Origin of the sequence: Ochrobactrum sp. AN78 (assembly GCF_029909885.1) — a bacterium.
GTDB lineage: Bacteria > Pseudomonadota > Alphaproteobacteria > Rhizobiales > Rhizobiaceae > Brucella > Brucella quorumnocens.
The window spans coordinates 520798-543646 of record NZ_JASAMU010000001.1 but is presented as its reverse complement, the minus strand read 5'-3'; the positions used below and the strand labels follow the sequence as shown (position 1 = coordinate 543646).

Here is a 22849-nt window from a genome sequence, read left to right as displayed (position 1 = left end):
AATGCGTAAAAACAAATAGTTACAGCGGGTCCAAAGATTCAGCCTTAACTGGAACCGCTGTAACTAAGCTTATTCAGTTCCCTGAATGGCTGCGAGCTGCCATTCCCCGCCGTCCTTGCGAGTAAAGGTCCAGACTTCGACGCTTTCAACTGGCTCATCTGGATTGCCTTCAACGAGTGCCCCCGTGTTGCGGTCAAGCATGACATCGATGGCCGAATAGCGGATAGCGACCGTCGCATATTCGACGTCGCCTTCACGCCAGGCTTCAGAAACATCACCCTGAAGCAGCTTCACGTCCTTAACTTCGTTACGCATCCCGCTGGAAGCGATCTCGCCAAGCTCTTCAGCGAGGTAAGACATGGCTTCTGGGGTTGCGAGCTTGCGAAGAGCTGCATAATCCTCATGGCCATAGGCGGTCTGGATTTCCGAAAGCATCTGCTCGAAGCGGTCGAGTTCTTCCTGACCAACATCCATTGGCTCTTCTTCAACGACAGGTGCCGCCGGGATTTCAGCCTGTTTGGCTTCAAACGGATTAACCGACGGCGTACGGCTAGCAACGCCTGCCTGTGGCGCCGCACTCTTCGCAGCGCCGAAAGGCTGCGCGCCGCCAAAAGGCTTCGCACCAGCATTACCCGCGCTTGCAGCTGCCGTCTGACGACGGTTAGCAAACATGCGCATGACAAACATCGCAATCAGCGCAATGACGGCCACCTGCAGAAGAAGACCAAACATGCCGGCAAGACCACCAAGGCCATTACCGAGCATCATGCCAATCAGACCACCGACAAGCAGTCCGCCAAGCATGGAACGGCCGAAATTGCCGAACATGCCGCCTGAACGCGTTGCAGCGGCCGCGTTCTGTGCGCCAGCCGCAGGTCGGTTAGCCTGCGTGTTCGTGCCTGGGTTAGGCGTCATTGAACGTTCCATTGGAGCTGCGTTGTTTGGCGCGGTACGTGTCGGCGCTGGCGCCTGATAAGTACGCGCACCACGGCTACCAAAACCGCCCCCACCAGCACGGCGAGCCTCGGCGAAATCAACAGCGGCAAAAGAGGCTATAAGGCCAAGGACCATTGCAGCGGTCAGTTTGGTCAAGCGGTTTCCGGAACCCGGCATAAGTATCTCCCAAGAGAGCATTTCCAGCAAAAAGTGCGAAGCGTTTTTGCGTAGGATAATGCGTAAAAATAATCAGAGCGGTCTCAGCGATTTCATTTTACTAGAACGATCACTGAATGTTTTAGTCCGACATCATATGGGAATTCACCCCTGCTGTTCACAAGGGTGTGAAGTCAAAAAAATGGAGAAATTTCAAATAGAGCGCCGTGCGCCCTCTTGGGCGCGCAAAGGTCGTTCTAAATGCTTAAACTTACAGCATAATTTTACCTTAAGCTGTTTCAGGTTTAAGGAGTTATGCTGTAGGCACAGCAGCATCCAGAATCTGAATCTGAGGTGTCACCGAGCCATTCCAATGGTTGAGCGACAGATTGCCAACAACATGCACGCTCTGGCCGATATTATTGAACAAAAACCGTCCAAGATCGCCCTCAGCAGCTCTGAACGCGATTGCATTGACCCGCTTTCCATCTGCGCCACGCAGCGCGACCCGAACATGATCACGCCCCACGCCGCGCACATCTGCCAACACATGATGCGGTAAAGCCAACACCGGCTGCGGATGCGCCGACCCGAAAGGTCCTGCCTTCTGCAAGGATTCATAGAGCGAGACTGTGGCACCCGATGCCGCAACTGCACCGTCGATGGAAAGACTCTGATTTTGGCGTAGTCGTGAAACGATATCCGCAGATTCTTCTTCAAGAAACGCCCGAAGTGCACCAAGTTTGCCGCGCTCGATGGTAATGCCAGCGGCCATGGCATGACCACCGCCCTTGATCAGCAACCCCTTATCGACCGCGTTGCGAACAAGCCTCCCAAGATCAAATCCCGCAATGGAGCGTCCCGAACCGGAGCCCGTGCCATTGGCATTGAAGGCGATAGCGAAAGCCGGACGGCGCGCCTTTTCCTTAAGACGGGAGGCGAGAAGACCAACAATGCCGGGATGCCAGTGGTCACTCGCAGTCACGATCACTGAAGCGCCCGCGCCGCCGGAAATCTCAAGTGAAGCCTCCGCTTCGGCCTCGATCAGCATTTCAGCTTCCATCGCCTGCCGTTCCTGATTGAGCCGGTCGAGTTCAACCGCAATCGGTTCCGCGGTAGTTGAATCGTCAAGCGTCAGCAAGCGCGCGCCCAGTCCGGCATCGCCAATACGACCACCCGCATTGATACGCGGGCCAATAAGATAGCCTAGATGGAAGACGTTGAGCGGCTCGCCGATACGTGACACACGGCCAAGTGCTGCCAGTCCGGCATTGCTCTGACTGCGTGCAACCAACAAACCTTTGACCACAAAGGCACGATTGACGCCTTTCAACGGCACCACATCACAAACCGTTGCAAGTGCAACCAGATCAAGCATCCCTAACAAATCCGGCCCCGCACCTTTTCCGCGTTCGCGCAGAACTTTCGCAACCTGAACAAGAGTAAGAAACACGACCCCCGCAGCGCAAAGGTGCTCCTGCTGCGAAATATCATCTTCACGATTGGGATTGACGATCGCCACCGCATCTTCTGGCAGATTGCCACCGACCTGATGGTGATCGAGGACGACAACATCGGCGCCCGCCTCTTTTGCAGCTGTGATCGACGGCGCGCTGTTGGTGCCGCAATCGACTGTCACGATCAGCGTTGCGCCCTTCGCAACCAGTTCACGCATGGCATCTGGGTTCGGCCCATAACCTTCAAAGATGCGATCCGGGATATAGATCGAATGTGTGATGCCGTAATGTTTGAGAAACCGCGCCATTAATGCAGATGAGCATGCACCATCCACATCGTAGTCGCCGAAAATCGCAACAGTTTCGCGACGCATTATGGCGTCAGCAATACGGTTGGCAGCCTTATTCATATCGGTGAGCATAGCCGGATCGGGCATGAGATTGCGCAAACTTGGATCGATGAACTCCGGCGCTCCCTCAACGCTTACGCCGCGTCCGGCAAGAACGCGCGATACAAGATCGGAAATGCCGTGATGTTGGGCTATCGCGAGAGCTATATTGGCTTCACGGGGGCCAAGCCGGTCCATCCACTTCTGGCCAGTGACAGAATTCCGGATACCAAGAAAAAAGCGTTCTGTTGTCATGGTTTCTTAAAGACACAAAAGGCGGCATTTTTGCAATGCCGCCTTTATTGATTAAACTTTGAGTAATTTAGAACTTAGACAAATCCTGATGTCTTGCCTTGATTTCACGAACCGTCTGCGAGCTTGAGCGCATGACGATTGTATGCGTCTGGATATAGTCACGAGCGAACTTGACACCCGAAAGCATATTGCCATCGGTTACGCCGGTTGCTGCGAACAATACGTCGCCCTTTGCCATTTCTTCCATCGTATAAATCTTTTTGGGGTCCGAAATACCCATCTTGGCTGCGCGCGCGATCTTCTCATCGGAGTTGAGCTGAAGGCGTCCCTGCATCTGGCCACCAATGCAACGCAGTGCCGCAGCCGCCAGCACGCCTTCTGGCGCGCCGCCAATACCGATATAAATATCGATGCCGGTTTCATCGGGGTTGGTCGTGTGCATCACACCAGCAACGTCGCCATCGCCGATCAGCCGAATGGAGGCACCAGTTGCCCGCACTTCTTCAATCAGTCGCGCGTGGCGTGGACGATCCATGATGCAAGCCGTGATTTCGTGTGGCTTCACACCCTTTGCCTTGGCAATAGCATGGATGTTGTCAGTCGGCGACGCATCAAGATCGACGACGCCCCTAGGATAGCCCGGACCAACGGCAATCTTTTCCATGTAAACATCTGGTGCGTAAAGCAGGTTGCCTTTCTCAGCGATGGCAATAACGGCCAGCGAGTTCGGCAGATTCTTTGCGCAAATCGTCGTGCCTTCCAGCGGATCGAGCGCGATATCAACGTCAGGCCCCTGCTTGGTGCCGACTTCTTCACCAATATAAAGCATTGGCGCTTCATCGCGTTCGCCTTCACCGATCACGACTGTACCGGCAATTGGTAGGCGGTTCAGTTCCTGTCGCATGGCATCAACTGCCGCCTGATCGGCAGCCATTTCGTCGCCACGTCCACGCAGGCGGGCTGCTGCAACCGCCGCACGTTCGGCAACGCGAACCAGCTCAAGCGTCAGAATACGATCAAGTCCATGGGCCAATCCATGAGGTTGCTGTTCTGCATTCTTAGCCATGTGAACAAAGTCCCGAATTTGAATTACGTTGCTGCGTTCGTATAACGCCAGTGTCGCTACTTATAGCGACATTATGCAAATCTTTTGTCAAAGTCCCCCACTCTCCGCAAGAGAAAGAGGCCTCCATTACAGAAAGAACGGGAAAAAGATTTTCTGCTCAAGCGCTTAATCGATTTAGCTCTACATGCTTGGTTTCATGTCATGGACGGGCGTGAACAAACACACCCGACCATTGATATCAGAAAACCCGAAAGCAACCAGAAGAGGTTTCGAGAGATCAACCTGCAACTGCTTCAAAGAAAACCTCTGGACTATCCACTTCGATCAGTTTTTTTCTGTCGATCACCCAGAAACGATTGCCGACATTGCGCACAAAACTGCGATCATGCGAGACAATCAGGCTGGCGGTTTCATCGCTCAGCAATTCGGCTTCCAGCGCTTCTTGGCCATCGATGTCCAAATGGTTGGTTGGTTCATCCAGAATATAGAAATTCGGCTTGGTCAACCGAAGAACCAGCATGGCAAGGCGCGCCTTTTGCCCGCCCGAGAGCCGGGACAAGGGCTTGACCTGCATTTCCAGCGTCATGCCCGCACCGGCCAGCAAAGATCGAGCGCGCTGGTCGCCGACATCGAAAAGTTTCATGACTGTTTCGAACGGCGTCCAATCAGCTATCAATTCGGAAAGTGCCTGATCGCTATAGCCCAACACAAGTGAAGGCGTTGCCTTAATGTTGGCGAGCGACTGTTCCGGCTGCAATATAGCTTCCCGAACCAGTGTCAGCAACCGCGTCTTACCTGTACCATTGGCACCTAGCAGCACTATTCTGTCGCCGGGATTGATCCAGAGTTGACCGGTTTTATAAAGATGCCGGCCATCTGGCGTCGCAATCTCAGCCCGATCTATCACGATCAGTGCTTTGGCGTGGCTGCCGCGACCGTCGAGCTTGATCTTGCCTGCGGAGCGATCAATGTGGGCCGCCTTGGCAGTCTCTTCAATTTTTTCGGCCCGTGCCCGCAATTGCTTGGTCTTAACGACCAGCAAATCGCTGCCGGAATTGATGCCGATATTATTAAGCTTGGCTGCCTGCTTGCGCAGCTGCTGGACGGTTTTCATGTCCTTTTCGAACTGGCGGGCGTCAGCCGCATCAATCTCATTAAGCGCGACGCGCGCCTGACTATAGGGCAAAGCAAAAACTAACGACCTCTCTGCGCGCAGAAAAAGTGTGCGTTTAGTTACAACATCGAGAAAAGCGCGATCATGGCTGCACACGATCACTGCGACCGAGCGAGGAAGCGCATCAAGCCAGTTTTCCAGCAAATGCACCTTCTCAAGATCAAGATGGTTGGTCGGTTCGTCCAACAGGAGAACGTCAGGCTCGGAGACCCATGTGCGTGCCAAAAGCGCAAGTCGTTGCCAACCCCCGCTGAGTTGACGCATGGTCAGCTCACGCAATTCAGCAGGAACGTTGAGATCATCGAGCACAATGTCGGCGCGCCAGCTTTCATAGTCGCGCGCATCTTCATCCAATCCGCCGAGCACGACGTCATAGAACGACACGCCCAAGAGATCAGCAGAAACATATTGGCTGACATAGCCGATCTTCACTCCACGCGATCGCGTGATGGCACCACTTGTAGGCTCGCCCTCCCCCACTAAAAGGCGCAAAAGACTGGTTTTTCCGCGCCCATTGGCTGCAACAATTCCCAGTCGCTCGCCTTCGCCCACGACGAAATCAAGGCTGGAGAAGAGGGTTTCATGGAGCGTAAGTGAGAGATTCTGAACAGAGATAAGAGACATGGCAATAAGCCCAATTCTGCCAAGCACTGATGAGCAGTTTCCAAACAGCTCATCGATGTGCTTGCAAATGTTCGGCGGCAGCAATTCAAGCTGCGCCTTCAGAAAAAGGCAGAAAAAGACCCTTGTTTAAGTCTTAATCGGCCCTGCACAATTTATTGCTGCAGGGCAAAATCAGGGCCGTACTGACGATGACAATCGTGACGCGTCACATCCATGCTACAGCCCTCCTTTTCCGTGTTTGTCTCTAAATCGGACTATTCCGATGGGTGCTTATTAGCAAAGTCGTTGCCACCCTTCAAGAGCGGCAACCTTATTGGATTGTTTCAGCCTGCGCGTTCGATGCGGATCATTTGCGGCTTGCTAACCAGATGGTCGTCCTTGAGGATGGCTTCAAGCGCCTTTTTCACTGCGGATTCCGTCGTCTCGTGCGTGACGAGAATAACAGTCTTGATGCCGTCACTCACGTCACTGTCCATCAAAGGACGCTGAACGATTGATTCGAGCGAAATGTCATTTTCGGCCATGCGCTTGGCGATTGCAGCAAACGCACCGATGCGATCATAGACCGTCAAGCGAATGAAATAGCCGCCGGCATGTTTGCGCATTTTAGCGCGCTTATAAGGCTGCAAAGCCTTTGCAGGCGTTCCGAAAACCGGACCGTGCTGGAAACCGGGACGGCTCTTAGCAATATCAGCCAGATCGCCGATCACTGCGGATGCTGTCGCATTGCCACCAGCACCCGGACCGGAAAGCAGCAGTTCACCAAGAAGATCGGTCTCGATTGCGACCGCATTGGTCACGCCATGCACCTGAGCAATCACCGAAGAGGTCGGCACCATGGTTGGGTGGACGCGCTGTTCAATGCCAGTATCAGTCTTCTGTGCGACACCGAGCAGCTTGATGCGATAGCCAAGTTCATCGGCCGCACGAATGTCCGCCAACGAGATATTGCTAATACCTTCAAGATAAATATCGTCGGCTGCAATCTGCGTGCCAAAAGCAAGGCTTGTGAGCAGCGCAAGCTTATGCGCTGTGTCATTGCCTTCAATATCGAAAGTCGGATCAGCTTCGGCGTAGCCAAGACGTTGTGCATCCGCCAGGCAATCCTCGAATGAGATACCCTCTTCCCACATCCGGGTGAGGATGTAGTTACAGGTGCCGTTCATGATACCGTAAACGCGTGAAACCGTGTTGCCGGTCAGCGATTCACGCATCGCCTTGATGACCGGAATGCCGCCCGCAACTGCTGCTTCAAAGTTCAGAAGCACGCCTTTTTCTTCTGCGATCTTGGCCAATGCCACGCCATGCTTCGCAAGAAGAGCCTTATTGGCTGTCACAACATGTCGGCTTGCGCGCAGTGCAGCTTCTACCGATGCTTTAGCCGGACCTTCGTCGCCGCCGATCAGTTCGACGAACACATCGATATCGGCTTGCTTCGCCAATTCGATGGGATCATCAAACCACTCAATCCCGGTAAGATCTATACCGCGATCCCGAGTTCGGTCGCGGGCGCTGACAGCAGTAACCGTTACCTGCTTGCCGCATTGACGAGTGAGCATTTCGGCCTTGTCACGTAGGATACGCAACACTGAAGCACCAACGGTGCCCAGTCCGGCAACGCCGATCCGCAATGCATCACTCATTATCTCGACCTTCTGAATTGTTGGCTGAATTGTTGGCTGAATTGTTGGATTTCAATATGGTGGGAAACAAGGGCCGACAAAACGCGGCCCCTGCTTACTCGGTTAAAGCATTTCCAGCAAAAGTTGGAACCGATTTTGCGTTCGGAAATGCGTAAAAACAAATAGTCTCAGCGGTTCCAACGATTCAATATCAACTGGAACCGCTGTAAAGCCGCTTAGCGGCGACCTTCGAGCGGAATCACATTATGCAGGTTCTCGTCCTTCGTGGACAGGAAACGCTTGATGTTGCGTGCAGCCTGACGGATGCGATGCTCGTTCTCAACAAGCGCGATACGAACATATTCATCACCATGTTCACCAAAGCCTACCCCCGGAGCAACGGCCACATCGGCCATTTCAACCAGTAGCTTCGAGAATTCCAATGAACCTAGGGCGCGGAAACGCTCTGGAATCGGAACCCATGCGAACATGGTCGCAGCTGGGGGTGGAACATCCCAGCCAGCACGGCCAAAGCTTTCGACAAGCACATCACGACGCTGCTTGTAGACATTGCGAACATACGCGATGTCTGAGCCGTCGCCGTTAAGTGCTGCGGTGGCCGCAACCTGAATAGGCGTGAAGGCACCATAATCCAGATAGGACTTTACACGGGTCAATGCTGCGATCAGGCGCTCATTGCCAACAGCGAAGCCCATGCGCCAACCCGGCATGGAGAATGTCTTCGACATCGAAGTGAATTCGACAGCTACATCCATCGCGCCCGGTACTTCAAGAACTGATGGCGGCGGATTGTTGTCATCAAAGTAGATTTCCGAATAAGCAAGGTCGGACAGAATGATCAGATCATTCTTGCGGGCGAAATCAACGACATCCTTATAGAAATCCAACGTCGCGGTATAAGCCGTCGGGTTCGAAGGGAAGTTGAGGATGAGCGCCAGCGGCTTCGGAATGGAGTGCTTCACCGCACGATCCAGCGCACGGATAAACTCTTCATCCGGCTTTGCAGGGATCGAACGTATCACGCCGCCCGACATGATGAAGCCGAATGAGTGGATAGGATAGGTTGGATCGGGACAAAGCACGACATCGCCTGGTGCCGTGATGGCCTGCGCCATATTGGCGAAGCCTTCCTTGGAACCGAGTGTCGCAACAACCTGTGTGTCCGGATTGAGCTTCACACCAAAACGGCGCGCATAATACTGCGCCTGAGCGCGGCGAAGGCCGGGAATGCCCTTCGACGACGAATAACGGTGTGCACGCGGATCCTGAACAGCCTCGCAAAGCTTGTCGACGATGTTCTTTGGCGTCGGCAGATCAGGATTACCCATCCCAAGATCTATGATGTCGGCGCCAGCCGCTCGCGCTGATGCCTTCAGGCGGTTAACCTGTTCAAAGACATAAGGTGGCAAACGACGGACTTTATGAAATTCTTCCGACATGATCCTGTTCCAGAAGGGGGTTGAATGAAATGGCGCGTATGCACCGGGTTAGGAGCTATACACCTGTTATCGAATCGGGTCGAGACTTGTTACAGTCTTGAAATGAAGCTTTTTTCTATCGAAAAAGGCTACTCTGCTCCAGCTTCGATCTGCTTGAGGGTCGCATCTGTTTCTTCCTGCGCCTGTTTGCGCAAGGCAGCAGCCTGAGCTGGCGTCATCGCTGTATTGGAAGAACGTGTGGCCGCAAGACGCGTGCGGTCAGAATCAAGCCCTGAAGTAAGCTGCGCTTTTTCTTCCGGGGTGATCTGGGTGGTCGCGGCCTTTGGCATGCGGCCAAAGGTTGGATAGGTATCCGAACGCTTGGCACCTTCCTGCGGCGTACCCTGAAATTCAGGGCCACCGGCACAGCCCGCAAGAAACGCCACGGCCGTTGCTGCCAGCATAATATTGGCAATCTGCCGCGTGCTCTTGGTCATGTTTCCGGTCCCGATCCTGGTGTTTTGAATGCGCTAGGCGCGTTACCTAGCCCAACACAGATAATATAATGTGAAATGGATAGCACCAAGTCGATGCGTCATGTCAACAAGCGAGTTGAGATTGCGGACATTCAGCACCGAGCGAAACGGTTGCCGGTCACAAGTATAACCAAAAATTACAAATAGTAATATTGCGTTATATCGCTGTAATGCGCGTGTAATCTATGCCGCCATGAAACACTTCGTACTTTCAATAGTTGCGTTTGGCAGTTAAAAATCCTAAAAATTGGTTACAAATGATCAGTCAGTGATTTGTACCTTCACGCTTAAACGCGATTACAGATATGATGTACCCGTAATAAAGCGCTGAAACTCTTGGATTATCTACCCCGGTCCAGACGACCGGTTTCTGTGAGTAAACTCGCCATCGTTTGTCTGAGCGAGACTCACACGGGAGAACAAATCTCCCGAAATCAGCTAGGCACCGTTTTTTTTCGGGTCGTCAGGCTGGTGCAGGCCGAAAAGCTGAAACGTCGATCTGGAGCAGACATTGAAATTCGCAGAACCATCGCATCGGACAGCCAGAAGACTACTTTCAGGTAGCGTAGCCCTCCTCGCGCTCGTCCTGTCATCCTGCACGTCTACTGGCAACGGCACGTCACCTTTACAAATGACGAACAGCGCCGATGGTTCCATGATTGCCGACACACTTCAGAGCGCGGCCGATCAGACGGTTGCAGCCGAAGCGTCAGCAGAGGCCGGTAAGAGTGAGGCACAAAAGGCCGAAACAACGACTAATGCAGCCAAAACCGCTGTCGCCGAGGTAAAGCCAGCCGATAAAGAACAAAAGCCGACAACTACCGCAGCAACTGAAACAGAACCAACTCAAGACGGCTCTATTCAGGTCGCAGCCCTCGCCCCGCAGACGAAGTCGACTTCTCTTTTTGGCATGTTTGGCAAAAAGCCAAGCGAATCTCCTGCTGCGCCCGCGCCTGCCCCTGAAGCAACAGAAACTGCAAAGCCAGAGCAAGCAAAAGAGCAAGCTGCTGAACCTGAAGCCAAGCCTGCTGCAGAAGAAACCAAACAGGCTGAATCGCCTAAGCCCGCAGAATCAGAAAAGCCGACTCAGGTCACATCTCTCTTCGGCTCTGCTAAGAATGCCAACGCATATGCCTCGCCACAACGTCCTACCACCGCTGGCCAAGGCAGCATTGCACGCCTCTTCAACGATGAAGCAGCAAGCGGTTCAGGCACCTCTCAGAATAAGAAGCTTGCGGTTGTAAGGCCCGGCGCCAAGTCGAAGCATGAGTATAATTATTCGTTGCCGGGCGTGCGCCCTAATGGTGGTTTTGAAATCAAGCATCGTAAAAGTATCTATGATGACAGCGATATCGACGCCAACGAATATGATGATTACGCGGGCGTCCAGCTGGCATCAGCTCCTGGTCTTGCACGTCTTGCGCCAAACGGCCTCAAGGTTCAGCGCGAAACTGTGGATGTCGCCTGCCTCAAGCCCCAGCTCGTTACGATGTTGAAAACCATGGAACGGCACTTCCGTAAGCCTGTCATGGTTACATCGGGCTATCGCAGCCCATCCTACAATCGCAAGGTCAACGGCGCCCGCAAATCACTTCATATGATTTGTGCCGCAGCCGACATTCAGATCGATGGCGTTTCAAAGCATGAAATCGCTCGCTTCGCCCGCAATATGCCGAGCCGCGGTGGCGTTGGCACCTATTGCCATACCACGTCAGTACATGTGGATGTGGGGCCAGAACGCGACTGGAACTGGAGTTGCAAAAAGTAATCAAAGCAAATCAAGCCGGAGCGAAAGACCGGTTTTTTTGTTAAATAACATATACTTATATATTCCCTCATCACGAATTTTTCGAACACTATGACGTTCAGATGAGTTTTTTTTAGAAAAGTTATATTAAGGGCTTGCGAGTCAGGTTCTTCCTGAATATAAGCCCACTCACACCAGCAAGAGGCGCCCATCGTCTAGCGGTTAGGACAGCGCCCTTTCACGGCGCAGACAGGGGTTCGATTCCCCTTGGGCGTACCATGTGCTGGTTTTTCTTTTCCAAAATCATCATTGACTGCAGATAACGGCGAACTTGTTCTTCGCAGGGCTTAACGCACAAATTTCGACTTGCGCGCCTTTGGCATGCTCACCTATCCCCTTGTTTTCGCTGAAAACCTCCCCTGAATCGCACAGATGAAATTTTCTTTGAATAATTTCTAAAAAAGGGCTTGCGCGTCAGAATTTTCCTGCCTATAAGCCGACCCACACCAGCAACAGGCGCCCATCGTCTAGCGGTTAGGACAGCGCCCTTTCACGGCGCAGACAGGGGTTCGATTCCCCTTGGGCGTACCATTTTCTGGTTTTTCTTTTGCTCCCGAAAATTTGATATTTTCATCAGTGACATCGCTTTGACAGCAATGTTACGGACTGTCCGTAAAACTTGAAAATGGACAGCAAGATTATGGCTAAAACTACAGCAATCGTACCCACCACGCATGCCAGCCGCTATTTGCAGCAGCTTTGCAAACATTGGGCGCATAAGTTCACTGTTGAGTTCACACCCGAGCATGGTCGAATAGACCTTGGCGAGAATCGCGTCGTGTTGATGGATGCCAATCCAGATAACCTCGTTACTACGGTTGAAGCGCCTGAAGAAAACTTAGCTTCTATGGAAGACGTCGTTGCGAGCCACATCGTGCGCTTTGCGTTCCGCGAGGAACTGGTTTTCAACTGGGTGAAAGAATAGGCGCCAAAGCATGTCACGGAAAAGTAGAAACCGGTTTTCCGTTAACGGCATACGTAGTAGCAAAGACTTAAAGCGCGTCGTCTGGGTATGATTAAACGCGACTCGCTGTCGAGCGCGTTTCATTCTGATTGAATCAGATCGACGCTTCAATTGTTTGTTTTTCGAAAATCGTTTCACACTTTTCAGGACGCGCTCCGTTTGCGCTTATTTACGCCTCCGATAAATTGCCCGCAAAATGCCCCGAATAGCCATCTTCACATCACATTGCGGGCTAAATCCCACGCGAAATTCTCACCAACTGATAAATGATTTGGCGGTGATGAAAATGACCAGTGAAACGAGAACAACCCTCACTTTGCTAAGCGCAGGTCTTATCGCAGCAATGCTGGTTCTTGGTGCAGATATGAGCTGGGCTGATGTGGCCAAGGTTCTGTTCTGATCCATACGGCCAACCTACTTGCAACAAAGCATTCATGAGCCTACATCGGCTCATGCTTTTTACCACTCCCCTCGTTACGGGCCGTTTAGAGCGGCGTTATAAGAGATTTCTTGCCGACGTTACGCTCGACGATGGTCGTTTTATTACTGCGTCGGTTCCCAATACCGGCTCCATGCTCGGCCTCACCACTCCCGGCTCTCGTGTCTGGTTGAGCGTGTCGGATGCTCCTCATCGCAAATACCCCCATACGCTTCAGATCGTTGAAGCCGACAACACACTTGTTGGGGTCAATACGGGTCTGCCCAACAAAATTGCAGAAGAAGCAATTCTATCAGGCATGATTCCCGATTTGCAAAATTACGGGCTTCTCAAGCGTGAACAGAAATACGGGCGCAATTCCCGCATTGATATTCTTCTCGATGAAGGAGATCAGCCCCGTGCTTATGTAGAAGTGAAGAATGTGCACTTCATTCGCACACCTACCCTTGCAGAATTTCCCGACACCGTCACTTCGCGCGGTGCTAAACATCTTGATGAACTTGTTGATATGGTATCCGCTGGCTATCGGGGCGTGATGGTGTTTATTATCCAGCGAAGCGATTGCAACAGATTCAGCATCTCGGGCGATCTCGATCCGACTTATGCACGCGCATTTGATCGCGCACGAGCCGCCGGGGTTGAGGCTTGGGCTATTCGATGCCAAATAACGGAAAACGGCATCGACGCTGAAACTGTGGTGCCAATAGAATATTAGAGCGTATCCCGAAAAGTGAGGAACGGTTTTCGGACTAAGATACGCGTTGAAATAAACGATAGGGCGCAGATCTGATCCAATCAGATCGAAATGCGCTCTGGAAAGACGGATCGAGATGGTGACTTATATAGAAGCGACAAGCGCACCTATGAAATACACAGGGCAAATCAGGCTGTATGGCCCAGATGCCTTTGAAGGTATGCGCAAGGTCTGCAACCTCACCGCCCGGTGTCTCGATGCATTGAATGACATTGTAAAACCCGGCGTCACGACCAACGAAATTGACCGCTTCGTATTCGAATTCGGCATGGACCACGGCGCCTTCCCGGCGACGTTGAACTATCGCGGCTATACCAAATCAACCTGCACTTCGATCAATCACGTCGTTTGCCACGGCATTCCTGACGACAAGCCATTACGCGAAGGCGATATCGTCAATATCGACGTCACCTATCTGCTGGATGGCTGGCACGGCGACTCCAGCCGCATGTATGCTGTTGGCGATATCAAACGTGCTGCCGAACGACTGCTTGAAGTGACGTATGAGAGCCTTCTGCGTGGCATTACCGCAGTCAAACCCGGCGCAAAAACCGGTGCAATTGGCGCTGCGATCCAGACCTATGCGGAAGGCGAACGTTGCTCCGTGGTGCGCGATTTCTGCGGCCATGGTGTCGGCCAGCTTTTCCACGATGCTCCGAATATATTGCATTACGGCACCGTCAATGAGGGCGTCGAGATCAAGGAAGGCATGATCTTCACGATTGAGCCAATGATCAACCTCGGCAAGCCGGGCGTGAAGGTTTTGGCCGATGGCTGGACTGCGGTCACACGTGACCGCTCGCTTACCGCTCAATATGAGCATACTGTCGGCGTCACCAAAGACGGCTGTGAAATCTTCACGCTGTCGCCAAAGAATGTTTTCGGCCCGCCATCCATGCGGTAAAATGGGATTACATACTGTCTGTCTGTTTCTGCGGGGGTTTAAACAGAATGGCATCAAACAACAAAAAGCCTGGACGTCTCGACATTCCCGGCTTCAATGAAAGCATACAAATGGCGGCTTCGCTGGAGAAGCCGCACCATTTGGGTCACCGTGACCGGTTGCGTCAGCGTTTTAAAAACGCACCTGATGCATTGGCAGACTATGAACTGCTCGAGCTTCTACTTTTCAGGGTCATCCCGCGCGCAGATACTAAACCGCTCGCAAAGTCTTTGCTTACCCGTTTCGGATCTCTGGCCGAAGTTCTTGGTGCGCCTGAAAAACTGATTGCTGAAACACCTGGTGTCGGCCCTTCCATCGCCTTGGAACTTAAAATCGTCGAAGCAATTGCCAAACGATCTGCCCGAAGCATGGTGATGGAACGCGAAGTGCTCGGCTCCTGGAGCCAGGTCGTGCAATATTGCACGACAGCGATGGCCTATGAAACGCGCGAACAATTCCGGGTATTGTTCCTAGACAAAAAGAACCGGCTCATCGCAGACGAAGTGCAACAACAAGGAACTGTCGATCATACCCCGGTCTATCCGCGCGAAGTCGTGCGCCGCGCGCTCGAACTTTCAGCCACAGCAATTATTGTCGTCCACAACCACCCATCGGGCGACCCCACACCATCGCGCGCCGACATCGACATGACCAAGCTGCTGATTGACGCTGCAAAGGCGTTGAGCATTGCGGTGCATGACCACATCATCGTCGGTAAACACGGTCATATCAGTATGCGTGGGTTGAAACTGATTTAGAGCGCGTTCCAAAAAGCCTGAGCACAAATAATCAGAGCGCGTTTGCTCTGATTTCGACTTACTGATCGTTACCTTTCATTAAGCATATGAACGAAAACGCAGTCCTCCCCCTACGAATTAGCTCGAATTTTCTTAAATTTGGACACAATCACAAGCGACGAAGCACACAGCTTGAGGGCTGGCCAAATCGCCTCCTCAATGAAGAGTTCAAGCATATTTCCCGCCGGCGTTTTTGACGGGAAAACTGGAGTAAAAAATGTTGAAGCGTTCATACATCGCCGCGGCGTTCGGTGCCGCAATTGTCGCCTTTGCTGGTCCATCCTTCGCGGCCGACATGATGGGCGGATCCGACTACACCTACAATGAACCCGTTGCGTCAGGCCCGCACGACTGGTCCGGCAACTATATTGGCGCTCAGATCGGCGCTTCTTCGTCCAGAGTTCCAGGCCCATTCACAAACCGCACTGGCTTCCTCGGTGGCGCAGTTGTCGGTAAGAACATGCAGAGCGGCAACGTCGTTTTCGGTGGTGAGCTGGAAGGCAACTTCGCAGAGGCTGAACACCGCATCGGTAACGGTGGCAGCCTTCAGCAGTCATGGAACGGCAATGCAAAAGGCAAAGTCGGTTACGCGTTCGACAAGACCCTTGTTTACGGCACCGCAGGTTACGGCGTAACCAAGTTCAAAGCCAAAGACGCAACCACTTCCGCTCCCGGTTGGGAAGGCGGCGCATTGATCGGTGCAGGTGTTGAGCAGGCGATTTCCGGCCCGATCTCGATCAAGGCCGAATACGACTTCCAGCGCTTTAACGACGTTAAATCCAAGGTAAACGGCGTTACCCAGTATAACAATCTGAAGAATCATTCGATCAAGGCAGGCGTGAACTACCGCTTCTAATATCTTTTGGGTGGAGTTCATTCTGTTTATGCATTAGAGCATGCAATTTTTGCATAAAGGGCTGCACTCACCGTGCAGCCTTTTGTTTTTGCACCGTTTCCCAATTGAGAAATACCACCTTCGATAGCAGAGAGCTTGACTCCATTAGCGGGCAACATCTTATATATCACGAGTTCGAGTGGGGCGCTCATCATCCGCAATTCTGAATTGAATTCCGTTTGCGTCGGCACCCTATTGCGGACGGGCTTTCAATTGGGCGGTGAGCTTACCCAACAGTTCAGCTAGGAATGTAAAATGCAGCGCGTTTTTGACGGACACAACGATGTCCTTCTGCGTCTTTGGGAAAACCAGCGTAATGGCGGTGACCCGATCAAGGAATTTATCAACGGCACAAAGATCGGTCACATCGATCTGCCCCGGTCGCTAAAGGGCGGTCTGGCTGGTGGTATCTGTGCGATCTATATTCCAGCAGGTCATCATATCGAGCTCGGTAAAGCCGATGAAAACGGTCACTATGAAACGCCGCTTTCACAACCGCTGGAGCGCGCACCGTCGCTCGACATTGCGATGGAATTCGCTTCTCTAGCGCTGCGCCTTGAAGAAGCTGGTGGTTGGAAGCTTTGCCGTAACGGTAAAGAGCTGGATGAAACGCTTAACAGCAACACATTCGCCGCCGTATTGCATATGGAAGGCTGCGAAGCCATCGATGCTGATCTCGCCGCCCTCGACGTGTTCTATTCTGTCGGCCTGCGCTCACTCGGTCCAGTCTGGAGCCGGAACAATATTTTCGCGCACGGCGTGCCATTTGCCTATCCGATGAGCCCTGATACCGGCCCTGGCCTTACCGAAGCGGGCAAGCGGCTCGTCAAAGAATGCAATCGCAAGGGCATTCTGATCGATCTCGCACACATCACAGAAAAAGGCTTTTGGGATGTGGCTAAGCTGAGCGACCAGCCGCTGATTGCCAGCCATTCAAACGCGCACGCCCTCACGCCTGTTGCGCGCAATCTCACCGACCGTCAGCTCGATGCGATCCGTGACAGCAAAGGTCTTGCTGGCCTCAACTATGCGACCACCATGCTGCGCAGCGATGGCAAAGAAAACGCCAATACGCCGCTTTCAGATATGGTTCGCCACGTTGATTACATGGTCGAGCGCATGGGCATCGATTGCGTAGCACTTGGTTCCGATTACGACGGAGCAACTATTCCGAATGAAATCGGTGATGCAGCGGGTACGCAGAATCTCGTCACGGCACTCAGCAATGCAGGTTATAGTGATCAAGAACTGTCGAAGCTTTGCCGCGAAAACTGGATAAGGGTCTTGAAACAGGCCTGGCACGAAGCAGCCTGACGACCCATACAAAATCCCAAAAATAATCTAACTGAAAGGGAACTAAAATGATGCATTTCGGACGTTTTCGTATTCTCGCAGCCGGTGCTGCTCTTGCTGCTGTTATGGCCGCAAATCCGGCATTGTCGGCAACACCTGCCGATACGCTGGTCCAAGCATGGGCTATCGACGATATCATTACACTTGATCCTGCCGAATCGTTTGAAATCAGCCCTGCCGAAGTTCTCGGCAATGCCTATGACCGTCTGATTCAGCTGGATATCAGTGATACATCGAAGGTCATTCCGGGTGCAGCAGAAAGCTGGACAGTTTCAGATGACGGTCTGACTTATACGTTCAAGTTGCGCAAGGATGCCAAGTTTGCCTCTGGCAATCCGCTTACCGCAGCCGATGTCGCTTACACATTTGAACGTGGCGTTCGTCTCGACAAGGCACCCGCCTTCATCCTGACCCAGTTCGGCCTCACCGGCGAAAACGTTACGGAAAAGGCCAAGGCTGTTGACGAAACAACCTTTGTTCTTACCGTCGACAAGCCTTACGCGCCAAGCTTCGTGCTCAACTGCCTGACCGCCACCGTTGGCTCGATTGTCGACAAGAAATTGCTCGAAGAACATGCGGCTAAAGTCACCCCTTCGGACGATTACAAATACGACACCGATTATGGCAATGCATGGCTGAAAACCGGCTATGCAGGTTCCGGCCCGTTCAAGATTCGCGACTGGCGCGCCAATGAAGTCGTGGTTCTTGAGCGCAACGATAACTTCTACGGCGAAAAGGCAAAGCTTGCCCGCGTGTTCTACCGTCACGTCAAGGAAAGCGCCACGCAGCGCCTGATGCTCGAATCGGGTGACGTGGACGTAGCGCGTAATCTTGAGCCAGGCGATTACGAAGCCGTTCAGAAGAACGAGAAGCTCCAGACAGTCAATGCGCCGAAGGGTACTGTCTATTACATCTCGCTTAACCAGAAGAATGCGGAACTTGCCAAGCCGGAAGTTCGTGAAGCCTTCAAGTATCTCGTCGATTACGATGCAATTGGCGCAACCCTGATCAAGGGCATTGGCGAAGTCCGCCAGACCTATCAAGCAAAGGGTGTACTTGGCTCGCTGGATGCCAATCCATACAAGCTGGATATCGAGAAGGCCAAGGAACTGCTGGCCAAGGCCGGTCTTAAAGACGGTTTGTCGATCACTTTCGACGTGCGCAACACGCAGCCCGTCACAGGCATCGCCGAATCTTTCCAACAGAGCGCAGCCAAAGCAGGTATTAACATCAGCATCGTTCCAGGTGATGGCAAGCAGACGCTTACCAAGTACCGCGCTCGTAACCATGATCTCTATATTGGTCAGTGGGGCATGGATTACTGGGATCCAAACTCGAATGCCGAAGCTTTCACCTCCAACCCGGACAATGGCGACGATGCATCCAACAAGACGCTGGCTTGGCGCAATGCATGGGCTATTCCTGAGCTGACACAGCAGACGCAGGCAGCATTGCTGGAACGTGACGGCGACAAGCGCGCTGAACAATACAAGAAGCTGCAGCAGGAAGCACTCGACCAGAGCCCATTCGTCATGCTGTTCCAGCAGGTCGAAGTGGCAGGCATCGCGGGTAATGTGAAGGGTTACAAGCTCGGACCAACCTTCGATTCCAACTATCTTGCACCAGTCAGCAAAGACTGATCTGAAGAACGGTCAAAACATTGAGTATAACCGGCAATACCATTACCAAGCCGAGGAGCGCCAAAAGGCGCTCCTCAACCCTTATAGCAGCTATCGCCAGCTTTCTGGTGATCGTAGCAACAACTTATCTTGGCCTTCTGGCCGTGACATTCTTCATTGGGCGCGTTGTCCCGATTGATCCTGTTCTTGCAATCGTCGGCGATCGCGCACCTGCGCACGTTGTTGAACGTGTGCGTCAGGAAATGGGCTTCAACCTGCCCTATTATCAGCAGTTTTACCTCTATGTGAAAGGTGTGCTGCAAGGCGACTTCGGAACATCTGTTCTGACCACAAACCCGGTCATGACCGATATTCGCCGCGTTTTCCCGGCGACCATGGAGCTTGCAACCATCGGCACGATAATCGGCGCGCTGTTTGGCATTCCGCTTGGGGTTCTTGCGGCAGTCAAACGCGGCAGCATCATTGATCAGATCGTACGCATCATTGGCCTTGTTGGCTATTCGGTGCCGATTTTCTGGCTCGGCATGCTGGCCTTGCTGATTTTCTATGCCCGCCTTGGTTGGACATCCGGTCCCGGTCGCATCGACATCACCTTTGAATACACGTTCACGCCGATTACCGGATTTTACGTCATCGACGCGATCATTCAGCGCGACTGGGAAGCATTGCGTAACATCATCTCCCACCTCGTTCTGCCATCGGCACTGCTCGGCTATTTCAGCCTTGCCTATATCAGCCGCATGACACGCTCTTTCATGCTCAATGAACTCGAGCAGGAATATATCATTGCTGCCCGTGCCAAGGGCATTTCCGAAACGCGGATCATCTGGGGCCACGCTCTGCGCAATGCAGCCGTGCCGCTTGTGACAGTGATTGTGCTTTCCTATGCAGGTCTGCTCGAAGGTTCGGTTCTGACCGAAACCATCTTTGCGTGGCCCGGCCTTGGTCTTTACATCACTAACTCGCTGCAAAATGCCGATATGAATGCCGTTCTGGGTGGTACCATTATCATCGGTTCGGTCTTTATCGCGCTCAACCTTGTGTCCGATCTCCTGTATCGGCTCCTTGATCCGAGGACGCGCGTAAGATGAGTCAAATGACAGACACTTCAAATCTTTCATGGCGCGAATGGCTGCTTTCCGAGCGTCCACAATCCCGCATGCAGGCCCGCATGGGTCGTTCCTATATGATCTGGCGTCGATTTACCGCGAATAAACTCGCGGTAATTGGCCTGATGATTATCATCGCACTGGTTCTGGTTGCAGCCTTTGCAAACGTGCTCGCACCACATTCGCCGACTCAAGGCGATCTCGCCAATGCGCGTCTCCTGCCACCAGGCACACCGGGTTATCTGCTTGGCACTGATGATCAGGGACGTGATATTCTCTCCCGCCTGATTTTCGGCTCCCGCATCACGCTTTACGTGGTGCTGCTCGTCGCGGTTATCGCGGCGCCTATCGGCCTTTTGGTCGGGACGGTTGCAGGCTATGCTGGTGGATGGGTCGATGCCGTTCTTATGCGCATCACCGATATTTTTCTTGCCTTCCCAAAACTTATTCTGGCGCTCGCCTTCGTTGCGGCATTGGGACCGGGTATTGAAAACGCCATCATTGCAATCGCGATCACCTCATGGCCGCCTTATGCGCGTATTGCTCGTGCAGAAACGCTGACCGTGCGCAATTCTGATTATATTTCCGCTGTTCGTCTGATGGGGGCTTCGCCTTTCCGCATCGTTTTGCGGCACATCATGCCGCTCTGCACTTCGTCGCTGATCGTTCGTGTGACGCTTGATATGGCAGGCATCATCCTGACTGCAGCTGGCCTCGGCTTTCTTGGTCTCGGTGCTCAGCCGCCATTGCCAGAATGGGGTGCAATGATTGCATCGGGTCGCCGCTTCATCCTCGACCAATGGTGGGTTGCTGCCATGCCAGGTATCGCGATCCTCATCGTCAGCCTTGGCTTCAACTTCCTCGGCGACGGCCTGCGTGATGCGCTCGATCCGCGGGGTAACAACCAATGAAGCCACTTCTGACAGTTGATGACCTGCGCGTCACCTTCCCTACGCGTACCGGTGCGATTGAAGCCGTACGTGGCGTAAGCTTCACGCTCGGTCGCGAACGTTTGGGTATCGTGGGTGAGTCCGGATCGGGCAAATCTCAGACCGGGCGTGCGATCATGGGGCTCACGCCTCCACACGCTCAGATCACCGCAAAAACATTGCAGTTCGATGGTATCGATCTGTTGGACATCTCGGCTCGCGAGCGTCGCGCATTGCGCGGTGGCCGCGTTGCCATGGTGCTTCAGGACCCCAAATATTCGCTTAATCCGGTAATGACCATCGGCAAGCAAGTCGCCGAGACCCTCAAAGCCCACGGCAAATATAGCAGTAGTGAAATTCGTAAGCGTTCGATTTCAATGCTTGAAGCGGTACAAATTCGCGACGCTGAACGCGTCATGAAGCTCTATCCGCACGAAGTTTCGGGCGGTATGGGACAGCGTGTCATGATCGCCATGATGCTCGTTGCAGAACCTGAACTGCTGATTGCCGATGAACCGACATCAGCACTCGACGTGACGGTTCAACTTGAAGTGCTTGGCATTCTCGACAAGCTGGTGGCAGAACGCGGCATGGGGCTGATCTTCATCAGCCACGATCTGCGTCTTGTGTCATCCTTCTGCGACCGCGTCATCGTGATGTATGCGGGCAAGATCGTTGAGGAGATTGCAGCAAGCGATCTCGCCAACGCAAAACACCCCTATACACAAGGACTGCTGAATTGCATGCCCAAGATCGGAGCGGATCAACATCCCCTGCCTACCTTGCAGCGTCAGGAGGCATGGCGACTATGAGCACAGCATCAGCACTCAGCATTGATAAGGTCGATGTATTCTTCGATCATTTCCACGCGTTAAAATCTGTCAGCATTGATGTGGCGCGTGGCGAATCCTATGGGCTCGTTGGCGAATCCGGTTCGGGTAAATCCACCCTGCTTCGCGCCGTGGCAGGACTTGCACCCATTGATGACGGAGAAGTCCGAATTGATGGTAACGTGCTCAAGACACCACGTGACAAGGCGTTTTACCGCACTGTTCAAATGGTGTTTCAGGACCCATACGGCTCCCTTCACCCACGCCAGACAGTCGACCGTCTTTTGCTCGAACCACTCGCCATTCATGGCGTGGAAGACAGCGAAAAACGTATTGTCCGCGCATTGGATGAAGTGGGCTTGGGTTCAGGCTTCCGTTTCCGCTATCCCCATCAGCTGTCCGGTGGTCAACGTCAGCGTATCGCAATTGCGCGGGCATTGATTGTTGAACCATCCATCCTGCTTCTTGATGAACCAACTTCGGCACTTGATGCTTCTGTTCAGGCGGAAGTGTTGAACCTACTTGAACAAGTACGTCGTGATCGCAAGCTGACTTTCGTCATGGTAAGTCATGACCTTGCAGTCATTACTCATATGTGTGACCGGCTTGCCGTCATGCGCAATGGCGAAGTTGTGGAGCAACTGGAGGCTTCTGAATTGGTAAGCGGCAAAATCAATGCCGACTATACCAAGAACCTGATGCGAGCCAGTGAAGGCTTTAGACGCTAAACATTAA

The 22849-nt window shown here is 52.9% G+C and carries 19 protein-coding genes and 2 tRNA genes; 14 read left to right on the top strand and 7 right to left on the bottom strand.

Annotated elements, in window-relative coordinates:
• Positions 1 to 69 precede the first annotated feature (69 nt).
• From QBD00_RS02550 to QBD00_RS02520, 7 genes are all read right to left on the bottom strand, one after another.
• Entirely contained in the window at positions 70 to 1113 is a 1044-nt protein-coding gene (locus tag QBD00_RS02550) for a Tim44 domain-containing protein (RefSeq protein WP_318578583.1), read from the bottom strand.
• A gap of 292 nt (positions 1114 to 1405) precedes the next feature.
• On the bottom strand, positions 1406 to 3193 hold the full coding sequence (recJ, locus tag QBD00_RS02545; RefSeq protein WP_318578582.1) for a single-stranded-DNA-specific exonuclease RecJ: 1788 nt from the start codon (positions 3191 to 3193) through the stop codon (positions 1406 to 1408).
• Positions 3194 to 3260: 67 nt separating this feature from the next.
• Positions 3261 to 4259, bottom strand: coding sequence for a class II fructose-bisphosphatase (glpX, locus tag QBD00_RS02540; RefSeq protein ID WP_095446840.1), 999 nt, complete (start codon positions 4257 to 4259; stop codon positions 3261 to 3263).
• Positions 4260 to 4536: 277 nt separating this feature from the next.
• Positions 4537 to 6057 carry an ABC-F family ATP-binding cassette domain-containing protein gene (locus QBD00_RS02535; RefSeq protein ID WP_318578581.1) on the bottom strand — a complete coding sequence of 507 codons (1521 nt, stop codon included), beginning with the start codon at positions 6055 to 6057 and terminating at the stop codon, positions 4537 to 4539.
• A gap of 323 nt (positions 6058 to 6380) precedes the next feature.
• Complete coding sequence (locus tag QBD00_RS02530; RefSeq protein ID WP_151093812.1) at positions 6381 to 7700, bottom strand: homoserine dehydrogenase; 1320 nt, start codon at positions 7698 to 7700, stop codon at positions 6381 to 6383.
• Between the two features lie 215 nt (positions 7701 to 7915).
• Positions 7916 to 9139 carry an LL-diaminopimelate aminotransferase gene (locus QBD00_RS02525; protein WP_095446842.1) on the bottom strand — a complete coding sequence of 408 codons (1224 nt, stop codon included), beginning with the start codon at positions 9137 to 9139 and terminating at the stop codon, positions 7916 to 7918.
• A gap of 128 nt (positions 9140 to 9267) precedes the next feature.
• A complete protein-coding gene (locus QBD00_RS02520) occupies positions 9268 to 9615 on the bottom strand; it encodes a hypothetical protein (protein ID WP_095446843.1) in 348 nt (115 codons plus the stop codon).
• 550 nt (positions 9616 to 10165) lie between these two features.
• Between QBD00_RS02520 and QBD00_RS02515 the strand changes: the two genes are divergently transcribed.
• From QBD00_RS02515 to QBD00_RS02450, 14 genes are all read left to right on the top strand, one after another.
• Positions 10166 to 11422 carry a YcbK family protein gene (locus tag QBD00_RS02515; RefSeq protein WP_318578580.1) on the top strand — a complete coding sequence of 419 codons (1257 nt, stop codon included), beginning with the start codon at positions 10166 to 10168 and terminating at the stop codon, positions 11420 to 11422.
• A 183-nt stretch (positions 11423 to 11605) separates the two neighbouring features.
• Positions 11606 to 11680, top strand: a tRNA-Glu gene (locus QBD00_RS02510).
• 237 nt (positions 11681 to 11917) lie between these two features.
• Positions 11918 to 11992 (top strand) — tRNA-Glu (locus QBD00_RS02505).
• Positions 11993 to 12101: 109 nt separating this feature from the next.
• Positions 12102 to 12386: a DUF2218 domain-containing protein gene (locus QBD00_RS02500; RefSeq protein ID WP_318578579.1), complete on the top strand. Its 285-nt coding sequence runs from the start codon at positions 12102 to 12104 to the stop codon at positions 12384 to 12386.
• A gap of 491 nt (positions 12387 to 12877) precedes the next feature.
• The gene (sfsA, locus tag QBD00_RS02495) at positions 12878 to 13579 is read left to right on the top strand and encodes a DNA/RNA nuclease SfsA (RefSeq protein ID WP_318578578.1); all 702 of its coding nucleotides are present in this window, start codon (positions 12878 to 12880) and stop codon (positions 13577 to 13579) included.
• A gap of 115 nt (positions 13580 to 13694) precedes the next feature.
• Positions 13695 to 14522, top strand: coding sequence for a type I methionyl aminopeptidase (gene map, locus QBD00_RS02490; protein ID WP_318578577.1), 828 nt, complete (start codon positions 13695 to 13697; stop codon positions 14520 to 14522).
• 47 nt (positions 14523 to 14569) lie between these two features.
• Positions 14570 to 15319, top strand: a complete 750-nt coding sequence (radC, locus tag QBD00_RS02485) for a RadC family protein (protein WP_318578576.1) — start codon at positions 14570 to 14572, stop codon at positions 15317 to 15319.
• Between the two features lie 256 nt (positions 15320 to 15575).
• The gene (locus QBD00_RS02480; protein ID WP_095446849.1) at positions 15576 to 16214 is read left to right on the top strand and encodes an outer membrane protein; all 639 of its coding nucleotides are present in this window, start codon (positions 15576 to 15578) and stop codon (positions 16212 to 16214) included.
• Positions 16215 to 16508: 294 nt separating this feature from the next.
• Positions 16509 to 17567, top strand: coding sequence for a dipeptidase (locus QBD00_RS02475; protein WP_264231115.1), 1059 nt, complete (start codon positions 16509 to 16511; stop codon positions 17565 to 17567).
• Between the two features lie 47 nt (positions 17568 to 17614).
• Positions 17615 to 19246, top strand: a complete 1632-nt coding sequence (locus QBD00_RS02470) for an ABC transporter substrate-binding protein (RefSeq protein ID WP_264231116.1) — start codon at positions 17615 to 17617, stop codon at positions 19244 to 19246.
• A 41-nt stretch (positions 19247 to 19287) separates the two neighbouring features.
• On the top strand, positions 19288 to 20337 hold the full coding sequence (locus tag QBD00_RS02465) for an ABC transporter permease (RefSeq protein WP_095447915.1): 1050 nt from the start codon (positions 19288 to 19290) through the stop codon (positions 20335 to 20337).
• The gene (locus tag QBD00_RS02460; RefSeq protein WP_024898948.1) at positions 20334 to 21266 is read left to right on the top strand and encodes an ABC transporter permease; all 933 of its coding nucleotides are present in this window, start codon (positions 20334 to 20336) and stop codon (positions 21264 to 21266) included. The genes QBD00_RS02465 and QBD00_RS02460 overlap by 4 nt, the downstream gene beginning before the upstream one ends.
• The gene (locus tag QBD00_RS02455; RefSeq protein WP_134155112.1) at positions 21263 to 22096 is read left to right on the top strand and encodes an ABC transporter ATP-binding protein; all 834 of its coding nucleotides are present in this window, start codon (positions 21263 to 21265) and stop codon (positions 22094 to 22096) included. The genes QBD00_RS02460 and QBD00_RS02455 overlap by 4 nt, the downstream gene beginning before the upstream one ends.
• Positions 22093 to 22842 carry an ABC transporter ATP-binding protein gene (locus QBD00_RS02450; RefSeq protein ID WP_318578575.1) on the top strand — a complete coding sequence of 250 codons (750 nt, stop codon included), beginning with the start codon at positions 22093 to 22095 and terminating at the stop codon, positions 22840 to 22842. Before QBD00_RS02455 ends, QBD00_RS02450 begins: the two co-directional genes overlap by 4 nt.
• Positions 22843 to 22849 lie beyond the last annotated feature (7 nt).

Excerpts from the sequence above, each read along its gene's own strand:
- radC (WP_318578576.1), top strand. The coding sequence starts at position 14,570 with ATGGCATCAAACAACAAAAAGCCTGGACGTCTCGACATTCCCGGCTTC.
- glpX (WP_095446840.1), bottom strand. The coding sequence starts at position 4,259 with ATGGCTAAGAATGCAGAACAGCAACCTCATGGATTGGCCCATGGACTT.
- QBD00_RS02535 (WP_318578581.1), bottom strand. The coding sequence starts at position 6,057 with ATGTCTCTTATCTCTGTTCAGAATCTCTCACTTACGCTCCATGAAACC.
- QBD00_RS02460 (WP_024898948.1), top strand. The coding sequence starts at position 20,334 with ATGAGTCAAATGACAGACACTTCAAATCTTTCATGGCGCGAATGGCTG.
- QBD00_RS02520 (WP_095446843.1), bottom strand. The coding sequence starts at position 9,615 with ATGACCAAGAGCACGCGGCAGATTGCCAATATTATGCTGGCAGCAACG.
- QBD00_RS02530 (WP_151093812.1), bottom strand. The coding sequence starts at position 7,700 with ATGAGTGATGCATTGCGGATCGGCGTTGCCGGACTGGGCACCGTTGGT.
- QBD00_RS02480 (WP_095446849.1), top strand. The coding sequence starts at position 15,576 with ATGTTGAAGCGTTCATACATCGCCGCGGCGTTCGGTGCCGCAATTGTC.
- QBD00_RS02455 (WP_134155112.1), top strand. The coding sequence starts at position 21,263 with ATGAAGCCACTTCTGACAGTTGATGACCTGCGCGTCACCTTCCCTACG.
- QBD00_RS02475 (WP_264231115.1), top strand. The coding sequence starts at position 16,509 with ATGCAGCGCGTTTTTGACGGACACAACGATGTCCTTCTGCGTCTTTGG.
- map (WP_318578577.1), top strand. The coding sequence starts at position 13,695 with ATGGTGACTTATATAGAAGCGACAAGCGCACCTATGAAATACACAGGG.
- recJ (WP_318578582.1), bottom strand. The coding sequence starts at position 3,193 with ATGACAACAGAACGCTTTTTTCTTGGTATCCGGAATTCTGTCACTGGC.
- QBD00_RS02525 (WP_095446842.1), bottom strand. The coding sequence starts at position 9,139 with ATGTCGGAAGAATTTCATAAAGTCCGTCGTTTGCCACCTTATGTCTTT.
- QBD00_RS02450 (WP_318578575.1), top strand. The coding sequence starts at position 22,093 with ATGAGCACAGCATCAGCACTCAGCATTGATAAGGTCGATGTATTCTTC.
- QBD00_RS02550 (WP_318578583.1), bottom strand. The coding sequence starts at position 1,113 with ATGCCGGGTTCCGGAAACCGCTTGACCAAACTGACCGCTGCAATGGTC.
- QBD00_RS02470 (WP_264231116.1), top strand. The coding sequence starts at position 17,615 with ATGATGCATTTCGGACGTTTTCGTATTCTCGCAGCCGGTGCTGCTCTT.
- sfsA (WP_318578578.1), top strand. The coding sequence starts at position 12,878 with ATGCTTTTTACCACTCCCCTCGTTACGGGCCGTTTAGAGCGGCGTTAT.
- QBD00_RS02500 (WP_318578579.1), top strand. The coding sequence starts at position 12,102 with ATGGCTAAAACTACAGCAATCGTACCCACCACGCATGCCAGCCGCTAT.